The sequence below is a fragment of the Stenotrophomonas nematodicola genome (genome assembly GCF_009467805.1).
Taxonomy (GTDB): Bacteria; Pseudomonadota; Gammaproteobacteria; order Xanthomonadales; family Xanthomonadaceae; genus Stenotrophomonas; species Stenotrophomonas nematodicola.
Window position 1 is genome coordinate 234,571 of record NZ_WIAY01000003.1, and the last position, 14,505, is coordinate 249,075.

At 66.1% G+C, this 14,505-nt stretch carries 13 protein-coding genes; 10 read left to right on the forward strand and 3 right to left on the reverse strand.

The genetic code is table 11. The features are described from left to right. Positions 1-15: 15 nt before the first annotated feature. Complete coding sequence (rfbB, locus tag GDJ08_RS11910; protein WP_017354696.1) at positions 16-1,071, reverse strand: dTDP-glucose 4,6-dehydratase; 1,056 nt, start codon at positions 1,069-1,071, stop codon at positions 16-18. Between the two features lie 263 nt (positions 1,072-1,334). Here rfbB and GDJ08_RS11915 point away from each other — a divergent pair, with 263 nt between their 5' ends. The 10 genes from GDJ08_RS11915 (at position 1,335) to GDJ08_RS11960 (ending at position 12,357) form a co-directional block, all read left to right on the forward strand. After that, positions 1,335-2,081, forward strand: a complete 747-nt coding sequence (locus GDJ08_RS11915) for an electron transfer flavoprotein subunit beta/FixA family protein (protein ID WP_017354697.1) — start codon at positions 1,335-1,337, stop codon at positions 2,079-2,081. Then, positions 2,081-3,019 (forward strand): electron transfer flavoprotein subunit alpha/FixB family protein, encoded by a 939-nt coding sequence (locus tag GDJ08_RS11920; RefSeq protein WP_017354698.1) that lies wholly within the window; start codon positions 2,081-2,083, stop codon positions 3,017-3,019. Before GDJ08_RS11915 ends, GDJ08_RS11920 begins: the two co-directional genes overlap by 1 nt. A gap of 147 nt (positions 3,020-3,166) precedes the next feature. Next, on the forward strand, positions 3,167-4,525 hold the full coding sequence (locus GDJ08_RS11925) for a phosphohexomutase domain-containing protein (protein ID WP_017354699.1): 1,359 nt from the start codon (positions 3,167-3,169) through the stop codon (positions 4,523-4,525). A 15-nt stretch (positions 4,526-4,540) separates the two neighbouring features. Further along, positions 4,541-5,947, forward strand: coding sequence for a mannose-1-phosphate guanylyltransferase/mannose-6-phosphate isomerase (locus GDJ08_RS11930; RefSeq protein ID WP_017354700.1), 1,407 nt, complete (start codon positions 4,541-4,543; stop codon positions 5,945-5,947). A gap of 43 nt (positions 5,948-5,990) precedes the next feature. Continuing rightward, entirely contained in the window at positions 5,991-7,094 is a 1,104-nt protein-coding gene (locus tag GDJ08_RS11935; protein WP_153164927.1) for a DegT/DnrJ/EryC1/StrS family aminotransferase, read from the forward strand. Beyond that, on the forward strand, positions 7,079-8,047 hold the full coding sequence (locus GDJ08_RS11940) for a glycosyltransferase family 2 protein (protein ID WP_017354702.1): 969 nt from the start codon (positions 7,079-7,081) through the stop codon (positions 8,045-8,047). Before GDJ08_RS11935 ends, GDJ08_RS11940 begins: the two co-directional genes overlap by 16 nt. Next, the gene (locus tag GDJ08_RS11945) at positions 8,044-8,976 is read left to right on the forward strand and encodes a WxcM-like domain-containing protein (protein ID WP_017354703.1); all 933 of its coding nucleotides are present in this window, start codon (positions 8,044-8,046) and stop codon (positions 8,974-8,976) included. The genes GDJ08_RS11940 and GDJ08_RS11945 overlap by 4 nt, the downstream gene beginning before the upstream one ends. After that, a complete protein-coding gene (locus GDJ08_RS11950) occupies positions 8,963-9,391 on the forward strand; it encodes a GtrA family protein (RefSeq protein ID WP_017354704.1) in 429 nt (142 codons plus the stop codon). The genes GDJ08_RS11945 and GDJ08_RS11950 overlap by 14 nt, the downstream gene beginning before the upstream one ends. A gap of 51 nt (positions 9,392-9,442) precedes the next feature. Next, complete coding sequence (locus GDJ08_RS11955) at positions 9,443-11,644, forward strand: hypothetical protein (RefSeq protein ID WP_165699800.1); 2,202 nt, start codon at positions 9,443-9,445, stop codon at positions 11,642-11,644. Positions 11,645-11,751: 107 nt separating this feature from the next. Further along, positions 11,752-12,357, forward strand: a complete 606-nt coding sequence (locus GDJ08_RS11960; protein WP_153164928.1) for a hypothetical protein — start codon at positions 11,752-11,754, stop codon at positions 12,355-12,357. Positions 12,358-12,460: 103 nt separating this feature from the next. Here GDJ08_RS11960 and GDJ08_RS11965 read toward each other — a convergent pair whose 3' ends face one another. Further along, positions 12,461-13,345, reverse strand: coding sequence for an NAD-dependent epimerase/dehydratase family protein (locus GDJ08_RS11965; protein ID WP_026070554.1), 885 nt, complete (start codon positions 13,343-13,345; stop codon positions 12,461-12,463). Between the two features lie 105 nt (positions 13,346-13,450). Further along, complete coding sequence (gene gmd, locus GDJ08_RS11970) at positions 13,451-14,485, reverse strand: GDP-mannose 4,6-dehydratase (RefSeq protein WP_026070555.1); 1,035 nt, start codon at positions 14,483-14,485, stop codon at positions 13,451-13,453. Positions 14,486-14,505: the final 20 nt, after the last annotated feature.

The following is a 14,505-nucleotide window of genomic DNA, read 5'->3' on the forward strand; positions in this document are numbered from 1 at the left end:
GGTGGTCGCCGCCGGTCAGGCGGCGGTGCCGATGCGCTGCAGGCGGTAGCTGCCGTCGAGCACGCCGTTGACCCATGCCTGGTTGTCCAGATACCAGTCCACGGTCAAGGCGATGCCCTGCTCGAAGGTGTACTTGGGCTCCCAGCCCAACTGATCCTTCAGCTTGGAGGCATCGATCGCATAACGACGGTCATGGCCGGGGCGGTCGGCCACGTAGGTGACCTGGCTGCTGCGCGGCTGGCCGTCCTCGCGCGGACGACGCGCATCGAGCAGCGCGCAGATCGCATGCACCACCTCGATGTTCTCCTTCTCGGAATTGCCGCCCACGTTGTAGGTCTCGCCGACCTGGCCCTTGGCCAGCACGGTGCGGATCGCTTCGCAGTGGTCGGACACGAACAGCCAGTCCCGCACCTGCCTGCCGTCGCCATACACCGGCAGGGGCTCGCCGGCCAGCGCCTTGGCGATCACCAGCGGGATGAGCTTCTCGGGGAAGTGGTACGGGCCGTAGTTGTTGGAGCAGTTGGTGGTCAGCACCGGCAACCCGTAGGTGTGGTGGAACGCACGCACCAGGTGGTCCGACGCCGCCTTGGACGCCGAGTACGGCGAGTTTGGCGCATACGGGGTGGTTTCGCTGAACTTGCCCGTCTCGCCCAGGGTGCCGTACACCTCATCGGTGGACACGTGCAGGAAACGGAATGCCGCGCCCTGCTCTGGCGGCAGCGCCTTCCAGTAGTCCCGCACCGCTTCCAGCAATCCCAGCGTGCCGACCACGTTGGTCTGGATGAACGCACCCGGACCATCGATGGACCGGTCCACATGGCTTTCGGCCGCGAAGTTCAGCACCGCGTCGGGCCGATGCTCCGCCAGCAGACGGGTCACCAGCGCCCGGTCACCGATGTCGCCCTCGACAAACACGTGGTTGGCATTGCCGTCCAGCGAGGACAGGGTCTTGAGGTTGCCCGCGTAGGTCAGCGCATCGAGATTGATGACGCGCACGCCGTTGGCAACCGCCTCCAGTACAAAATTACCGCCAATGAAGCCGGCTCCGCCAGTTACAAGCCAAGTGGGCACTACCCGTTCTCCTGTTCGGTTACGTCCCGGGCGGGTAGGTGGGCCGCCCCGGCACAGCGGCACAGCATACATCGCACCCGCCTTCACGACTGCCTGCCGGAGGTGAACGCCCCCGGCGCTGGCGCCCGTTTCTGCTGCATTGCGGCATCACCATACGCATTCGCATGGTGCCGCGCAGGCAGTTAGAATCCAGGTCCCACCCCCGAACCGGTTGCTGTTCCAAGGACCGGACGTTCCCCCGTTATTGAAGGATCCCGCACCAGATGAAAATCCTCGTCGCGTACAAGCGCGTGGTGGACTACAACGTCCGCATTCAGGTCAAGCCGGACGGTTCCGGCGTGGTCACCGACGGCGTCAAGCTGTCGCCCAACCCCTTTGACGAGATCGCCCTGGAAGAAGCGCTGCGCCTGCGCGACAAGGGCATCGCCACCGAGGTGGTGGTCGCCACCATCGCACCGGCCGATGCCCAGGCCCACCTGCGCAACGGTCTGGCGATGGGCGCCAACCGGGCCGTCCACGTGGTCACCGACCAGGCCATCCAGCCGCTGACCGCCGCGCGCACCCTGCTCAAGCTGGTCGAGAAGGAACAGCCGGACCTGGTGATCCTCGGCAAGCAGGCGATCGACGACGATGCCAACCAGACCGGCCAGATGCTGGCCACGCTGTGGGGCCGCCCGCAGGCGACCTTCGCCAGCAAGCTGGACATCGCCGACGGCAAGGCCACGGTCACCCGTGAAGTCGACGCCGGTCTGGAGACGCTGGAAGTGGACCTGCCGGCCGTGGTCACCACCGATCTGCGCCTGAACGAGCCGCGCTTCATCAAGCTGCCCGACATCATGAAGGCCAAGGCCAAGCCGCTGGAAACCCTGCAGCTGGCCGATCTGGGCGTGGACGCCGCCGACACCTTCAACACCACCCACTACGCCGCGCCGGTCAAGCGCAGCAAGGGCGTGATGGTCAAGGACGCGGCCGAACTGGTCGCCGCACTCAAGCAGAAGGGGTTGCTGTAATGACCAAGATCCTCGTTGTTGCCGAACACCATGACGGCAAGCTCAACGCCGCCACCGCCAAGACGGTCAGCGCTGCGGCCGCCATCAGCGGCGCCAGCATCGACGTGGTCGTGCTGGCGGCCGACCCGGCGGCTGTGGCCGCCCAGGCCGCCGAACTGGCCGGTGTGGCCAAGGTACTGACCGTGGCCAACGCCGCCAATGCCCAGGCCCTGGCCCAGGTGCTGGCACCGCAGATCGCACAGCTGGCCAAGGGCTACACGCATGTGTTCGGGCCGTCGACCACCTTCGGCAAGGACCTGATGCCCTGCGTGGCCGCCCTGCTCGGCGTCAACCAGGTCTCCGACCTGATGACCGTCGAAGGCAGCCACAGCTTCAAGCGCCCGATCTATGCCGGCAATGCGATCATCACGGTGGACGTGCCGGCCGACCAGATCGTGGTTGCCACCGTGCGCGCCGCGTCCTGGCCGGAAGCGGCCAAGGGCGGCAGCGCCGCCGTTGAAGCGGCCAGCGTGGACGCGGCCCTGCCGACCCACACCCGCTTCATCGGGCTGGCCGCGGGCGCCACCGACCGACCGGACCTGCAGAGCGCCAGGCGCGTGGTCTCCGGCGGCCGCGGCGTCGGTTCGGAAGAGAACTTCAAGGTCATCTTCCAGCTGGCCGACAAGCTCGGCGCCGCCGTCGGCGCATCGCGTGCGGCGGTGGATGCCGGCTATGTCCCCAGCGACCTGCAGGTCGGCCAGACCGGCAAGATCATCTCGCCGGAGCTGTACGTGGCCGTGGGCATCAGCGGCGCCATCCAGCACCTGACCGGCATCAAGGATGCCGGCACCATCGTGGCCATCAACAAGGACCCGGATTCGCCGATCTTCGAGATCGCCGACATCGGTCTGGTCGGGGACCTGTTCACGTTGCTGCCTGAGCTCGAAGCGGCGCTGTAAGCGCTGTGTGACGCCTGGGCCGCGCCACCAGAGGGTGTCGCGGCCCTTTCATTCTCTGGCCCTGGAAGGCCCTCCGCTCGAAAAAGCGACCCGTTCCTCAGAACGCTGTCGCTATAATCGGCGGTCACCCCCGTAAGGACTGCATTGATGACGCTCCCCTGTTTCAAGGCATACGACATCCGCGGCCGCGTTCCGGAAGAACTGGACGTGGCCCTCGCCGAGCGCATTGGCGCCGGCACCGCGTCCCTGCTGGGACCGGGGCCTGTCGTCCTGGGACGCGACATCCGCCTGAGCAGCCCGGAGCTGCAGGCTGCCCTGGAAAAAGGATTCACCGGTGCAGGCCGTGATGTGATCGACATCGGGCTGTGCGGTACCGAGGAGGTCTATTTCCAGACCTTCCACCGCCAGGCCGCCGGCGGCGTGATGGTCACCGCCAGCCACAACCCGATGGGCTACAACGGCATGAAGCTGGTGCGTGAACACGCGCGCCCGATCAGCGGCGACACCGGCCTGTTCGACGTGCGCGACTTTGCCGCCGGTGATGCACCGCTGCCCTCGGGGGAGGGTGTGGTGCGCAGCGATACCGACAAAACCGCCTACATCCAGCACCTGCTGGGCTATGTCGATGTGGCCGCGCTGAAGCCGTTGAAGATCGTGGTCAACGCCGGCAACGGCGGCGCCGGTCTGGTGATCGACGAACTGGCACCGCACCTGCCGTTCGAGTTCATCCGCATCCAGCATGAGCCCGACGGCACGTTCCCCAACGGCATCCCCAACCCGCTGCTGCCGGAAAACCGCGCCGCCACGGCCGATGCGGTGCGCGCCCACGGCGCCGATTTCGGCATTGCCTGGGACGGCGATTTCGACCGTTGCTTCTTCTTCGACAGCACCGGCGCATTCATCGAGGGCTACTACCTGGTCGGCCTGCTGGCCGTGGCACTGCTCAAGCGCCGGCCGGGCGGCAAGATCATCCACGACCCGCGCCTGACCTGGAACACGGTTGAAATGGTCGAACAGGCCGGTGGCGTGCCGATCATGAGCAAAACCGGCCACGCGTTCATCAAGGAGCGCATGCGCGCCGAAGATGCCATCTACGGTGGCGAGATGAGCGCGCACCATTACTTCCGCGACTTCGCCTACTGCGACTCCGGCATGATTCCGTGGCTGCTGATCGCCGAACTGGTCTCGCAGACCGGCACGTCGCTTGGCGACCTGGTCGCCGATCGCATGCAGGCCTTCCCCTGCAGCGGCGAGATCAACTTCCGCGTCGACGACGCCAAGGCCGCGACCGCCCGCGTGCTGGCCCACTATGCGGACCAGGCGCCCGAACTGGATCACACCGATGGGGTCAGCGTCGAATTCGCCACCTGGCGTTTCAACCTGCGCAGCTCCAATACCGAACCGCTTCTGCGGCTGAACGTCGAGACCCGTGGCGATGCCGCGCTGCTGCGCGCCCGGACCGAAGAGCTCACCGCTCTGATCGGCGGACAAGCCCCCCAACACTGATTCAGGACGATCTCCATGTTGCCCATTCTCCCCGTCATCCTTTCCGGTGGCTCCGGTACCCGCCTCTGGCCGCTCTCGCGCGAGGCATACCCGAAACAGTTCCTGCCGCTGGTGGGCGATGTCACGATGCTGCAGGCCACCTGGAACCGCGTGGCCGCCATCGCCGGCAGGGCGCCGATCGTGGTGGCCAACCAGGAACACCGTTTCATGGCCGCCGAACAGCTGCGCGAATGCAGCGTGGTGCCGCAGGCGCTGATTCTCGAACCGATCGGGCGCAACACCGCACCGGCGATCGCCATCGCCGCGCTGCAGGCGCTGGCCGGCGGTGAGGACGCGCTGCTGCTGGTGCTGCCGTCCGACCATGTGGTCCGCAACGATGCCGCCTTCCACGCGGCGGTCAAGCAGGCGGCTGTGGCCGCTGATGCCGGCAAGCTGGTCACCTTCGGCATCGTGCCGACGGCCCCGGAAACCGGCTATGGCTACATCAAGGCCCACGCCGGCGAAGGCGTGCGCGGCGTCGACCGCTTCGTCGAGAAGCCGAACCTGGAGACCGCCCAGCAGTACGTCAGCTCCGGCGAGTACTACTGGAACAGCGGCATGTTCCTGTTTAAGGCATCCCGTTACCTGCAGGAACTGGAGGCGCTGCAGCCGGCCATGCTGGCGGCCTGCCGCGCCGCGCTGGACAAGGCCTCGCGTGACAGCGACTTCATCCGCCTGGATGCCGAAGCCTTCGCGGCCAGCCCCAACGATTCGATCGACTATGCGGTGATGGAGAAGACCGCCGATGCCGCCGTGGTTCCGCTGGATGCCGGCTGGAATGACGTGGGCTCCTGGTCGGCGCTGTGGGACGTGTCAGACAAGGACGCCGACGGCAATGCCTGCCACGGCGACGTCATCGCGCTGGACTGCCGCAACAGCTATGCCTACGGCACCCGCCTGATCGCGATGGTCGGGCTGGAAGATGTGGTGGTCGTGGAGACCGACGACGCCGTATTCGTGGGCCACAAGGACCGCGTACAGGACGTCAAGGAAATCGTCGGCCAGATCAAGCGCGACGGCCGCAGCGAAGCCGCTGCGCACCGCAAGGTCTACCGCCCGTGGGGTGCGTACGACTCCATCGACAACGGCGCCCGTTTCCAGGTCAAGCGCATCACGGTCAAGCCCGGTGCCACGCTGAGCCTGCAGATGCACCACCACCGCGCCGAGCACTGGATCGTGGTCAGCGGCACTGCCGAGGTCACCCGCGGCGACGAGGTGATCCTGCTCACCGAGAACCAGAGCACCTACATCCCGCTCGGCGTGACCCATCGCCTCAAGAATCCGGGCAAGTTGCCGCTGGAGCTGATCGAGGTGCAGTCGGGCAGCTATCTCGGCGAGGACGACATCGTGCGGTTCGAAGACCAGTACGGTCGCGCCCAGTAAGGCCATCGCCCGCCCCTTCCCTCTTTTCTTGCAGCCAACATCCATGACCACCCAGATTCCCGTCAACTCCCTGTCACGGCATATCGCCCCCCTGCAGGAGCAGTTGGGCGCCATCGCGGGACAGATCATCGCGAGCGGTTATTACGTGCTCGGCCCGAACGTCAAGGCCTTCGAGCAGGAGTTCGCCGCGTATTGCGGCGCCGCGCACTGCGTCAGCGTGGCCAACGGTACCGATGCGCTGGAACTGTCCCTGCGTGCCCTTGGCGTGACCGAGGGTGACACGGTCGGCGTGGTCGCCAACGCGGCGATGTACGGCACGTCGGCCGTCCTGGCCTGCGGCGCAACGCCGCTGTTCATCGACACCGAGGCAACCACCGGCGTGATGTCGGTGGCGTGCCTGCAGGCAGCGCTGGACGACGGCGCTGCGCCGAAGGCGGTCATCGTCACCCACCTGTACGGTCAGCTGGCCGATATCGAGGCGATCGTGGCACTGTGCCACGCGCGTGGCATCAAGGTAGTGGAAGACTGCGCCCAGGCACATGGCGCCACGCGCAACCAGACGCGCGCCGGCAGCTTCGGCGACATCGCCAGCTTCAGCTTCTACCCGACCAAGAACCTGGGTGCACTGGGCGACGGCGGCGCGATTGTCAGCAATGACGCTGCACTGGCCCAGACTGCCGCACAGCTGCGCCAGTACGGCTGGTCGGCCAAGTACACCAACAGCCTGCGCGGTGGCCGCAACAGCCGACTGGACGAAATCCAGGCGGCGATGCTGCGCGCGATGCTGCCGCACCTGGATGCGTGGAATGCGCGCCGCCGCGACATCGCCAACCGCTATGCCGCCGGCATCCGCAACCCGCGCATCCAGGTGGCAGCGCCGGTGGGCGAGGACAACGTGGCCCACCTGTACGTGGTGCGCACCGATGATCGCGATGCCCTGCGCAGCCACCTGCAGGCGGCCGGCGTGCAGACCGAGATCCACTATCCGCTGTGCGACCACCGCCAGCCGTGCCATGCCGGCGCGTTCGATGCCGTGCGGCTGCCTGCCACCGAAGCCGATGCCGAGCGCGTGCTCACCCTGCCCTGCTTCCCGGAACTGACCGACGAAGAAGCCGACCAGGTCATCGCCGCATGCAACCGGTTCTGAGCCGCGCGGCGCCATCGCTTGGGCTGGTCGTCCCGATCTACCGCAACGAGGGGTCGATCGACGACCTGCTGCAGGCGGTCGATCACATCTCCCGGTCGGTGGACGGCGACTTCGAAGCCATCTTCGTGGTCGACGGCAGTCCGGATCGCAGCCATGCGCTGCTGCGCGAGAAACTGCCGCAGTGCGCGTTCCGCGCCCAGCTGGTCAACCTGACCCGCAACTTCGGCGCGTTCCCGGCCATCCGTACCGGCCTGCAGCAGAGCCGGGCCGACGTGACCGCAGTGATGGCGGCCGATCTGCAGGAGCCGCCGGATCTGGTGATCAACTTCTGGAAGCGCTACGCCGCCGACCACTACGATGTCGCCTTCGGCATCCGCGAGGCACGGCAGGACCCGATGGGCTCCAAGCTGGCGTCCACCGCCTTCTGGGCGCTGTACCGCCGGTTGGTCATCAAGGATATTCCGAAGGGCGGCGTGGACATCTTCGCGGTAAGCGCGGATTTCCGCGAGCGCCTGCTGCTGCTCAACGAATCGCATTCCAGCCTGCTGGCACAGCTGTTCTGGCTCGGGGGCAAGCGCGAGTTCGTCCCGTATCAGCGCCGCGAACGCCAGCACGGCAAGAGCGCGTGGACGCTGAGCAAGAAGCTGCGCTACCTGTCCGACAGCGTATTCGCCTTTACCGATCTGCCGGTGCGGATGCTCACGGCACTGGGCCTGCTGGCGCTGGTGTTCACCGTGCTGCTCGGCGTACTGGTGGTGGCAGCCAAGCTATCCGGCCTGGTCACCGTGCCCGGCTATGCCGGCACCATCCTGACGGTCCTGTTCTTCGGCGCCCTCAATTCTTTGGGCCTCGGCATTGTCGGCACCTACGCCTGGCATGCGTTTGAGAACACCAAGGCGCGTCCCCTGTCGATCACCCAATCGGTCGAGACCTTCGAGAAGGAAGTCACGTGAGTCATTTCGTTCATCCCAACGCCCTGTGCGAGAGCGACCAGATCGGCGACGGCACCCGGATCTGGGCCTTCGCCCATGTACTGCCGGGCGCGCGCCTGGGCAGCGACTGCAACATCTGCGACGGCGTCTTTGTCGAATCGGACGTGGTGGTCGGCGACCGCGTCACCATCAAGTGCGGTGTCCAGCTGTGGAACGGCGTGCGCCTGGGTGACGACGTGTTCGTCGGCCCCAATGCCACCTTCACCAATGACCTGTTCCCGCGCAGCAAGGTCTACCCCGACCAGTTCCTGGGCACCGTGGTGGAAGCCGGCGCGTCGATTGGTGCCAACGCCACGATCCTGGCGGGCACCACCATCGGCAGCGGCGCAATGATCGGTGCCGGGGCGGTGGTGACCCGTTCGGTCCCCCCGAATGCGATCGTGGTCGGCAATCCCGGGCGCATCGTCGGCTACGTCAGCGACAAGGACGGCGCCGCGCACGCGCCGCAGATCAACGCACCGCAGGGCATCGCCGAAACCGCCGTACCGGGCGTCAAGCTGTACACCATGCCGAGCTACGTGGACATCCGCGGCTCGTTGTCGGTCGGTGATTTCGATTCCTTCCTGCCGTTCGCAGCCAAGCGCTACTTCCTGGTGTACGGCGTGCCCACCCAGGAAACCCGCGGCGAGCACGCGCACAAGCGTTGCCACCAGTTCCTGGTCTGCGTGTCGGGGTCGGTGCGTGTGCTGGCCGATGACGGTACCCGCCGCATCGATGTCGAATTGAATTCGCCCAGCCAGGGCATTCACCTGCCGCCGATGATCTGGGGTACGCAGTACAAGTATTCCAAGGACGCCGTACTGCTGGTGTTCGCGTCCGAACCCTACGATTCGGACGAGTACATCCGCGACTACGCCAGCTTCAAGTCGCTGGCACATGCCGCAGGTTGATACCGGCGCTCCCGGCGGTCTGCCGACCGGACCGCAACGCCCGCCGCTGCACGTGCTGGCGCTGCGTTTCCTGGTCGGTGGCGCCCTCAACACGGGCGCCACCCTGGTGCTGTACTGGGTGCTGCTGCGGTTCATGCATTACCAGGCGGCGTACCTGATCAGCTACTGCGCCGGCATCGTACTCAGCTACGCCTTGAACACGCGCTATGTGTTCAAGGCCCGGCACAGCTGGCTGAAGTTCGCGGCGTTCCCGCTGATCTACGCCGTTGTGTATGTGCTGGGTGCGCTCACGCTCAAGGTGACGGTGGGCTACTTCCACGTCCCGGCCGCACTGGGTCCCATCATTTCCATCGTCGTCACGCTTCCTGTTTCCTTCCTGCTGACCCGTGCGCTTCTGCAGCGTCCGGATCGCTAACCGCATCGCAGCGCGGAGTCATCCTCCGTCTGCCCGGCATCGAGTCCGTCCATGAGCCTGAACACCCCGCCTTCCCCATCCACCGCGCTGTTCCGCCGCTGGAGCTTCCTTGTCCTGCCGTGCGCGATCATGGTCGCGCTGCTGTGGTTGCCCTTTGGCTTCAGCATCACCGGCCTTATCGAAGAATGGGACGTGCTTGCGCTGTTCACGCTGCGCGAACCCTTCATCTGGGTGAGCCCCGACGGCCCGCTGGCCCCGCACCGGCTGCGTCCCCTGACCGTGGCTCCGCATGCGATCGGCTACCTGCTCGATCCCAACTCGTTCGCCTATTGGCACGCGCTGTTGATGGGCTCGCTGCTGCTCAAGGGTATCGGCGCCGGCCTGATGGGTTGGTGGCTGACCCATTCGCGTCGCTGGGCGGCGGTGCTCGGGCTGCTGGTGGTGTTCTACCCCGCCGACACGATGCAGCTCTCGTTCCGCTCCTTCCATATCGACTGGTCGATCTCGCTGTCGCTGCTTGCCGTGGCCCTGTGCGCGTTCGGTTACACCCTGCAGAAGCCCTGGCAGCGTGCCATTGCGATGCTGCTGGCGGTTCCCTGCGCCGTCCTCGCCACGTTCGCCTATGAGGCCGCGCTGACCTTCGTCGTCGTTCCGCTGCTGCTGCTGTACGCGCGCTTCGGTGTGCGCGGCGCTCTGGCCAAGGTCAACGGACACCGCATCGTCAGCGCTGCCTGGATCGCCGGCATTCTGGTCAACGTCGCCTACGTGCTGTACGCCAAGGGCAGCGGTGAAACCTACCAGGCCAGCCTGGTGGGAACCGCCATGCAGATCGACGTGGTGGACCGCCTTCAGCGCGTGGTGGGAATCGGCTTCGGTCGCACCCTCGTCGGCGGTTGGCTGGATGCCCTGGCCATCACCTGGTTCGAGTACCGCACCCACCTCTATCTGGCTCTGTGCGCGGTCCTGGTCGGTTACACCGTCTGGCGCAGCAGCCGGGCCCTGCCGGGCGAGAATGCCCTGGCCGACATCGCCACGCCGTCCACCTCGGTGGTACGCCTGGGGATTACCGGTCTGGTGATGATCGGCCTGGGCTACCTGCCCTTCGCCGCGTCCCTGCCGCACCTGGAGATTTCCCAGCGTACCTTCCTGGGGGCAGCACCCGGTGGCGCCCTTCTGTGCGTCGGCGTGCTGATCGCCCTCACCCGCCGCAGCTGGGGGCTGGGTGTGGTCGTGACGGCGGCTGCCCTGGTGGTCGCCTTTGCCGCCCAGATGTTCCAGTTCGACCATTACCGACGCCTGTCGGCCACGCAGCAGACCCTGCTCGGCGACATCGTCGGGAACGTGCCCCCGCCCCGGCTCGACCAGACCCTGGTCATCATCGACAAGCGCGACCAGCTCAACGACGTCTGGATGGTCCGCGAGGGGATGGTGATGGCACTGACCTATCTGTACGACCGCCCGATCGAGCGGCCGATCATCTGCAGCCCGTCTGGCAACGTCTGGCAGTTCCCCAACGTGGAGGGACGGCTGGGTACCTGCGAAGCAACCGAGGACGGCTGGAACCTGACCGAGGCGCCGCTGGTGAGTGCCCCGGGCACCCCGGCAGCGACCCGCCAGATCAAGCGCAGTGCCGCCGTAGTGGTCACCCTGGAGGCGGACGGCACCACCACGTCCAGCGCCTCCCCGGAGGCGCTGGAGAACTACCGGCGCTTGCTCGAAACCGGCCACTCCAGCGTGGCCGAACGCTACCGCAACATCCTGCGCCGTCAGCCCTGGCCGCTGGCCTTCGAGCAGTTCCGTACCGAGCGCGCCAGCGACCGCTTCCGCTGGGACTTCGGTCGGTGGTGGAGCATGGAGCAGCCGACCCGTGGGTCGGGCTGGATCGCCGGCCGCTGGACGATTGCCAACCACACCCTGCCGGTCTGGCGCTCGGCCGCCTGGAAGACCCTCCCGGAAGCGACCCTGCAGTTCGACCTGCTGCCGGACGCCCGCCCGTATACGCTGACGGCCCGTGTCCTGCAGATCGTGCCGCCGACCACGCCGGAGTCGATCAAGCTGCGTGTCAATGACCATCTGATCGCAGTGACGTGGAAGGACGCCAGCACGCTGAGCGCCGAGGTTCCAGCCGACGCGCTGAAGATCGGCACCAATGTGATCGCCTTCGACAGCCCGGTGACCCGCGACCCCACCCCCCTGAGTTTCCTCATCGACTGGGTGTCTCTGGACCCCGTACCCCCCTCTCCCGCGAACTGATCCGGCGCTGTATCATTCGCCCGGTTGCATGTCCACCATTCCACGCCCTGGAAGGATTGCCGTCGATGGATCCGACCACTTCAATCCAACAGCTCATCGAGCATTTCATGAATACACAGTACCGCAGGTTTGCATTCCCCCTGATTCTTGCCTCCACCTTCGCACTGGCGGCCTGTTCCTCCAACGAAAGCGAAGCGCCGGCGGCGGCTGAACAGGCTGCTGCTCCGGCAGAAGCGCCGGCGGCGGCGGCCAGCCAGAACAAGCCGCTGACCCAGGAAGAAGTCTCGATCGCCATCGAACAGGTGGGTCAGGCCACCTACAACGCGGCTGACGACACCCTGACCGTGGCCTTCAAGGTCACCAACAACGGCAAGGTCGCGCTGCCGGCCAACGGCGGCCAGAATGTGTCCGCCGGCGTGCTGCAGCTGGTGCCGGACCCGGCCAACCCGGAAGGCAAGCGTGGCCAGGACATCGGTCGCGCCGTGCTGAATGGCGATCTGCAGGTCGGCCAGTCGCAGGAACTGAAGGCCTCCGTGCCGGCAGCCCTGCTGGTCGGCAACAAGCTGCAGGTTGAACTGCTGCAGGAAGCCGTTGCATGGTTCGGCTTCAACTTCCAGCAGCCGGTGCTGGTGCTGGGCCCGTTCGCGCGCTGCGCCGACGGCAAGGGCCTGTGCGACGACAAGGGTGCGCCGATCACGGCAGCTACCCCGTAATTTTGCGGTAAACGCTTGAAAAAACGCCCCGGCAGCGCGCTGCGCTCCGGGGCGTTTTCATGTCAGGACCGCGCCATCGGCACCGTCCGGGAGGCCGCCAGGATCAGGCGTCGAGCATCCACTGCAGGGTTTCCCGCAGCGGCCGGAAGGTGATGCCGCCGGTCAGCGCCATGAAGCGCGCATTGGAGCCGGCAAGCCGGTCCACGTCATGGCTGCGGATCAGGCCCGAATCGCTTTCAATGGCGAAATCCAGGCCGGACAGCTCGCTGACGATATCGATGACCGTGCGCAGCGAGGTGGATACGCCGCTGCAGATGTTGACGACATCGCCGCGGCAGCGCTGCTCGATCAGCATGCCGTAGCAACGGACCAGATCGCGGACATCGGTGAAATCCCGCTCCACGTCCAGGTTGCCAAGCCGCAGGTCGGTACTGCCGCGCCGGGCGTGGTCGATCACCTTGGCCACAAAGAACGAGGGCGACTGGCCGACCCCGGTGTAATTGAACGGACGCGTCACCATGATCGGCAATCGGTCCATATACAGGCGCGCCACATGTTCGCTGGCGACCTTGCTGATGGCGTAATCGTTGAAGGGTGCCATCGGCGACTGCTCGGTGAGCAGTTCGCTGGAGGAGGCACCGTACACGTGCGCGCTGCTGGGCAGCACCACGCTGTGCAGGGGCGTATCCAACTCGACCAGCGCATCGAGCAGATTGCGCGTGCCCATGATGTTGGCCTGGTAGATCGCCGAGACGTCACGGTGCGCGACGTGCGAGACGCCCGCCAGGTGGACGACGACCTGGGGCTGGATGCGGGACAGCGCCGCCGCCAGTGCATCGCGGTCCAGGATGTCGGCGATGACGTGCTCACGCCCTGCGATCGGGCTGCGGCTGATTCCCTGCACCTGGTAACCAAGCCGTTCCAGCTCGGCGGCCATGTAAGGGCCCGTGAATCCCTCGATTCCGGTTATCGCTGCGATGGGCTTCATGGGAGAGTTCCGTTGAGGTTCGACTGCCTAGGTGGAACCGCGGTGGACGGACCGGAGTACCGGCCCGTCCCACGCGATTGGACGATTAAGCAACGACTTCGCCGGTCAGAACGATGCGCCGGCCTCATTGCGGCGCAGGTCGGCAGCCACCATCATCTCGCACAGCTCTTCCAGCGTGGTGGACGGTTCCCAGCCCAGCTCGCGCTTGGCCTTTTCCGGGTTGCCGATCAGCAGGTCCACTTCGGCCGGACGGTGGAACTTCGGGTTGATCTTGACCAGGGTCTTGCCCGAGGCGCTGCAGGTGCCCACTTCGTCCAGGCCGGTGCCATTCCAGGCCAGGTCCACGCCGATGGCCTTGAACGCCATCGTCACGAAGTCGCGCACGGTCTCGGTACGGTTGGTGGCCAGCACGTAGGTGTCCGGCTTGTCGGCCTGCAGCATCCGCCACATGCCTTCCACGTATTCCTTGGCAAAGCCCCAGTCACGCTTGGCGTCCAGGTTGCCCAGCTCCAGCACATCCAGCTTGCCCAGCTTGATCTTGGCGACCGAGTCGGTGATCTTGCGGGTCACGAACTCGCGGCCGCGCAGCGGGGACTCGTGGTTGAACAGGATGCCGCTGGACGCGAACATGTCGTAGGACTCGCGGTAGTTCACCGTCATCCAGTGCGCGTAGAGCTTGGCCACGCCGTACGGGCTGCGCGGGTAGAACTGGGTCTGCTCGGTCTGCGGCACCTGCTGTACCAGGCCGAACATCTCCGAGGTCGACGCCTGGTAGAAGCGGATCTTCGGGTTGACCGCACGGATGGCTTCGAGCAGGTTCAGTGCGCCCAGCGCGGTGATCTGCGCGGTCAGCACGGGTTGGTCGAAGGACACGCCCACGAAGCTCTGGGCAGCCAGGTTGTAGACCTCGGTGGCCTCGCTTTCCTGCAGCAGGCGGATCGACGACCCCAGGTCCTGCAGGTCGTGCTCGACCAGGTGCAGATTCGGGTGCTTCTCGATGCCGAGCTCTTCAATACGCCAGAAGTTGACCGAGCTGGTACGGCGGTAGGTGCCGTAGACCTTGTAGCCCTTTTCAAGGAGCAACTGCGCCAGGTAAGCGCCGTCCTGGCCGGAAATACCGGTGATAACTGCAGATTTCATGGTTTTCATTCCTGGGTGAT

Coding starts and splice junctions, on each gene's coding strand:
- GDJ08_RS11915 (WP_017354697.1), top strand. CDS start 1,335: ATGAAAATCCTCGTCGCGTACAAGCGCGTGGTGGACTACAACGTCCGC.
- GDJ08_RS11920 (WP_017354698.1), top strand. CDS start 2,081: ATGACCAAGATCCTCGTTGTTGCCGAACACCATGACGGCAAGCTCAAC.
- GDJ08_RS11925 (WP_017354699.1), top strand. CDS start 3,167: ATGACGCTCCCCTGTTTCAAGGCATACGACATCCGCGGCCGCGTTCCG.
- GDJ08_RS11930 (WP_017354700.1), top strand. CDS start 4,541: ATGTTGCCCATTCTCCCCGTCATCCTTTCCGGTGGCTCCGGTACCCGC.
- GDJ08_RS11935 (WP_153164927.1), top strand. CDS start 5,991: ATGACCACCCAGATTCCCGTCAACTCCCTGTCACGGCATATCGCCCCC.
- GDJ08_RS11940 (WP_017354702.1), top strand. CDS start 7,079: ATGCAACCGGTTCTGAGCCGCGCGGCGCCATCGCTTGGGCTGGTCGTC.
- GDJ08_RS11950 (WP_017354704.1), top strand. CDS start 8,963: ATGCCGCAGGTTGATACCGGCGCTCCCGGCGGTCTGCCGACCGGACCG.
- GDJ08_RS11955 (WP_165699800.1), top strand. CDS start 9,443: ATGAGCCTGAACACCCCGCCTTCCCCATCCACCGCGCTGTTCCGCCGC.
- GDJ08_RS11960 (WP_153164928.1), top strand. CDS start 11,752: ATGAATACACAGTACCGCAGGTTTGCATTCCCCCTGATTCTTGCCTCC.
- GDJ08_RS11965 (WP_026070554.1), bottom strand. CDS start 13,345: ATGAAGCCCATCGCAGCGATAACCGGAATCGAGGGATTCACGGGCCCT.
- gmd (WP_026070555.1), bottom strand. CDS start 14,485: ATGAAATCTGCAGTTATCACCGGTATTTCCGGCCAGGACGGCGCTTAC.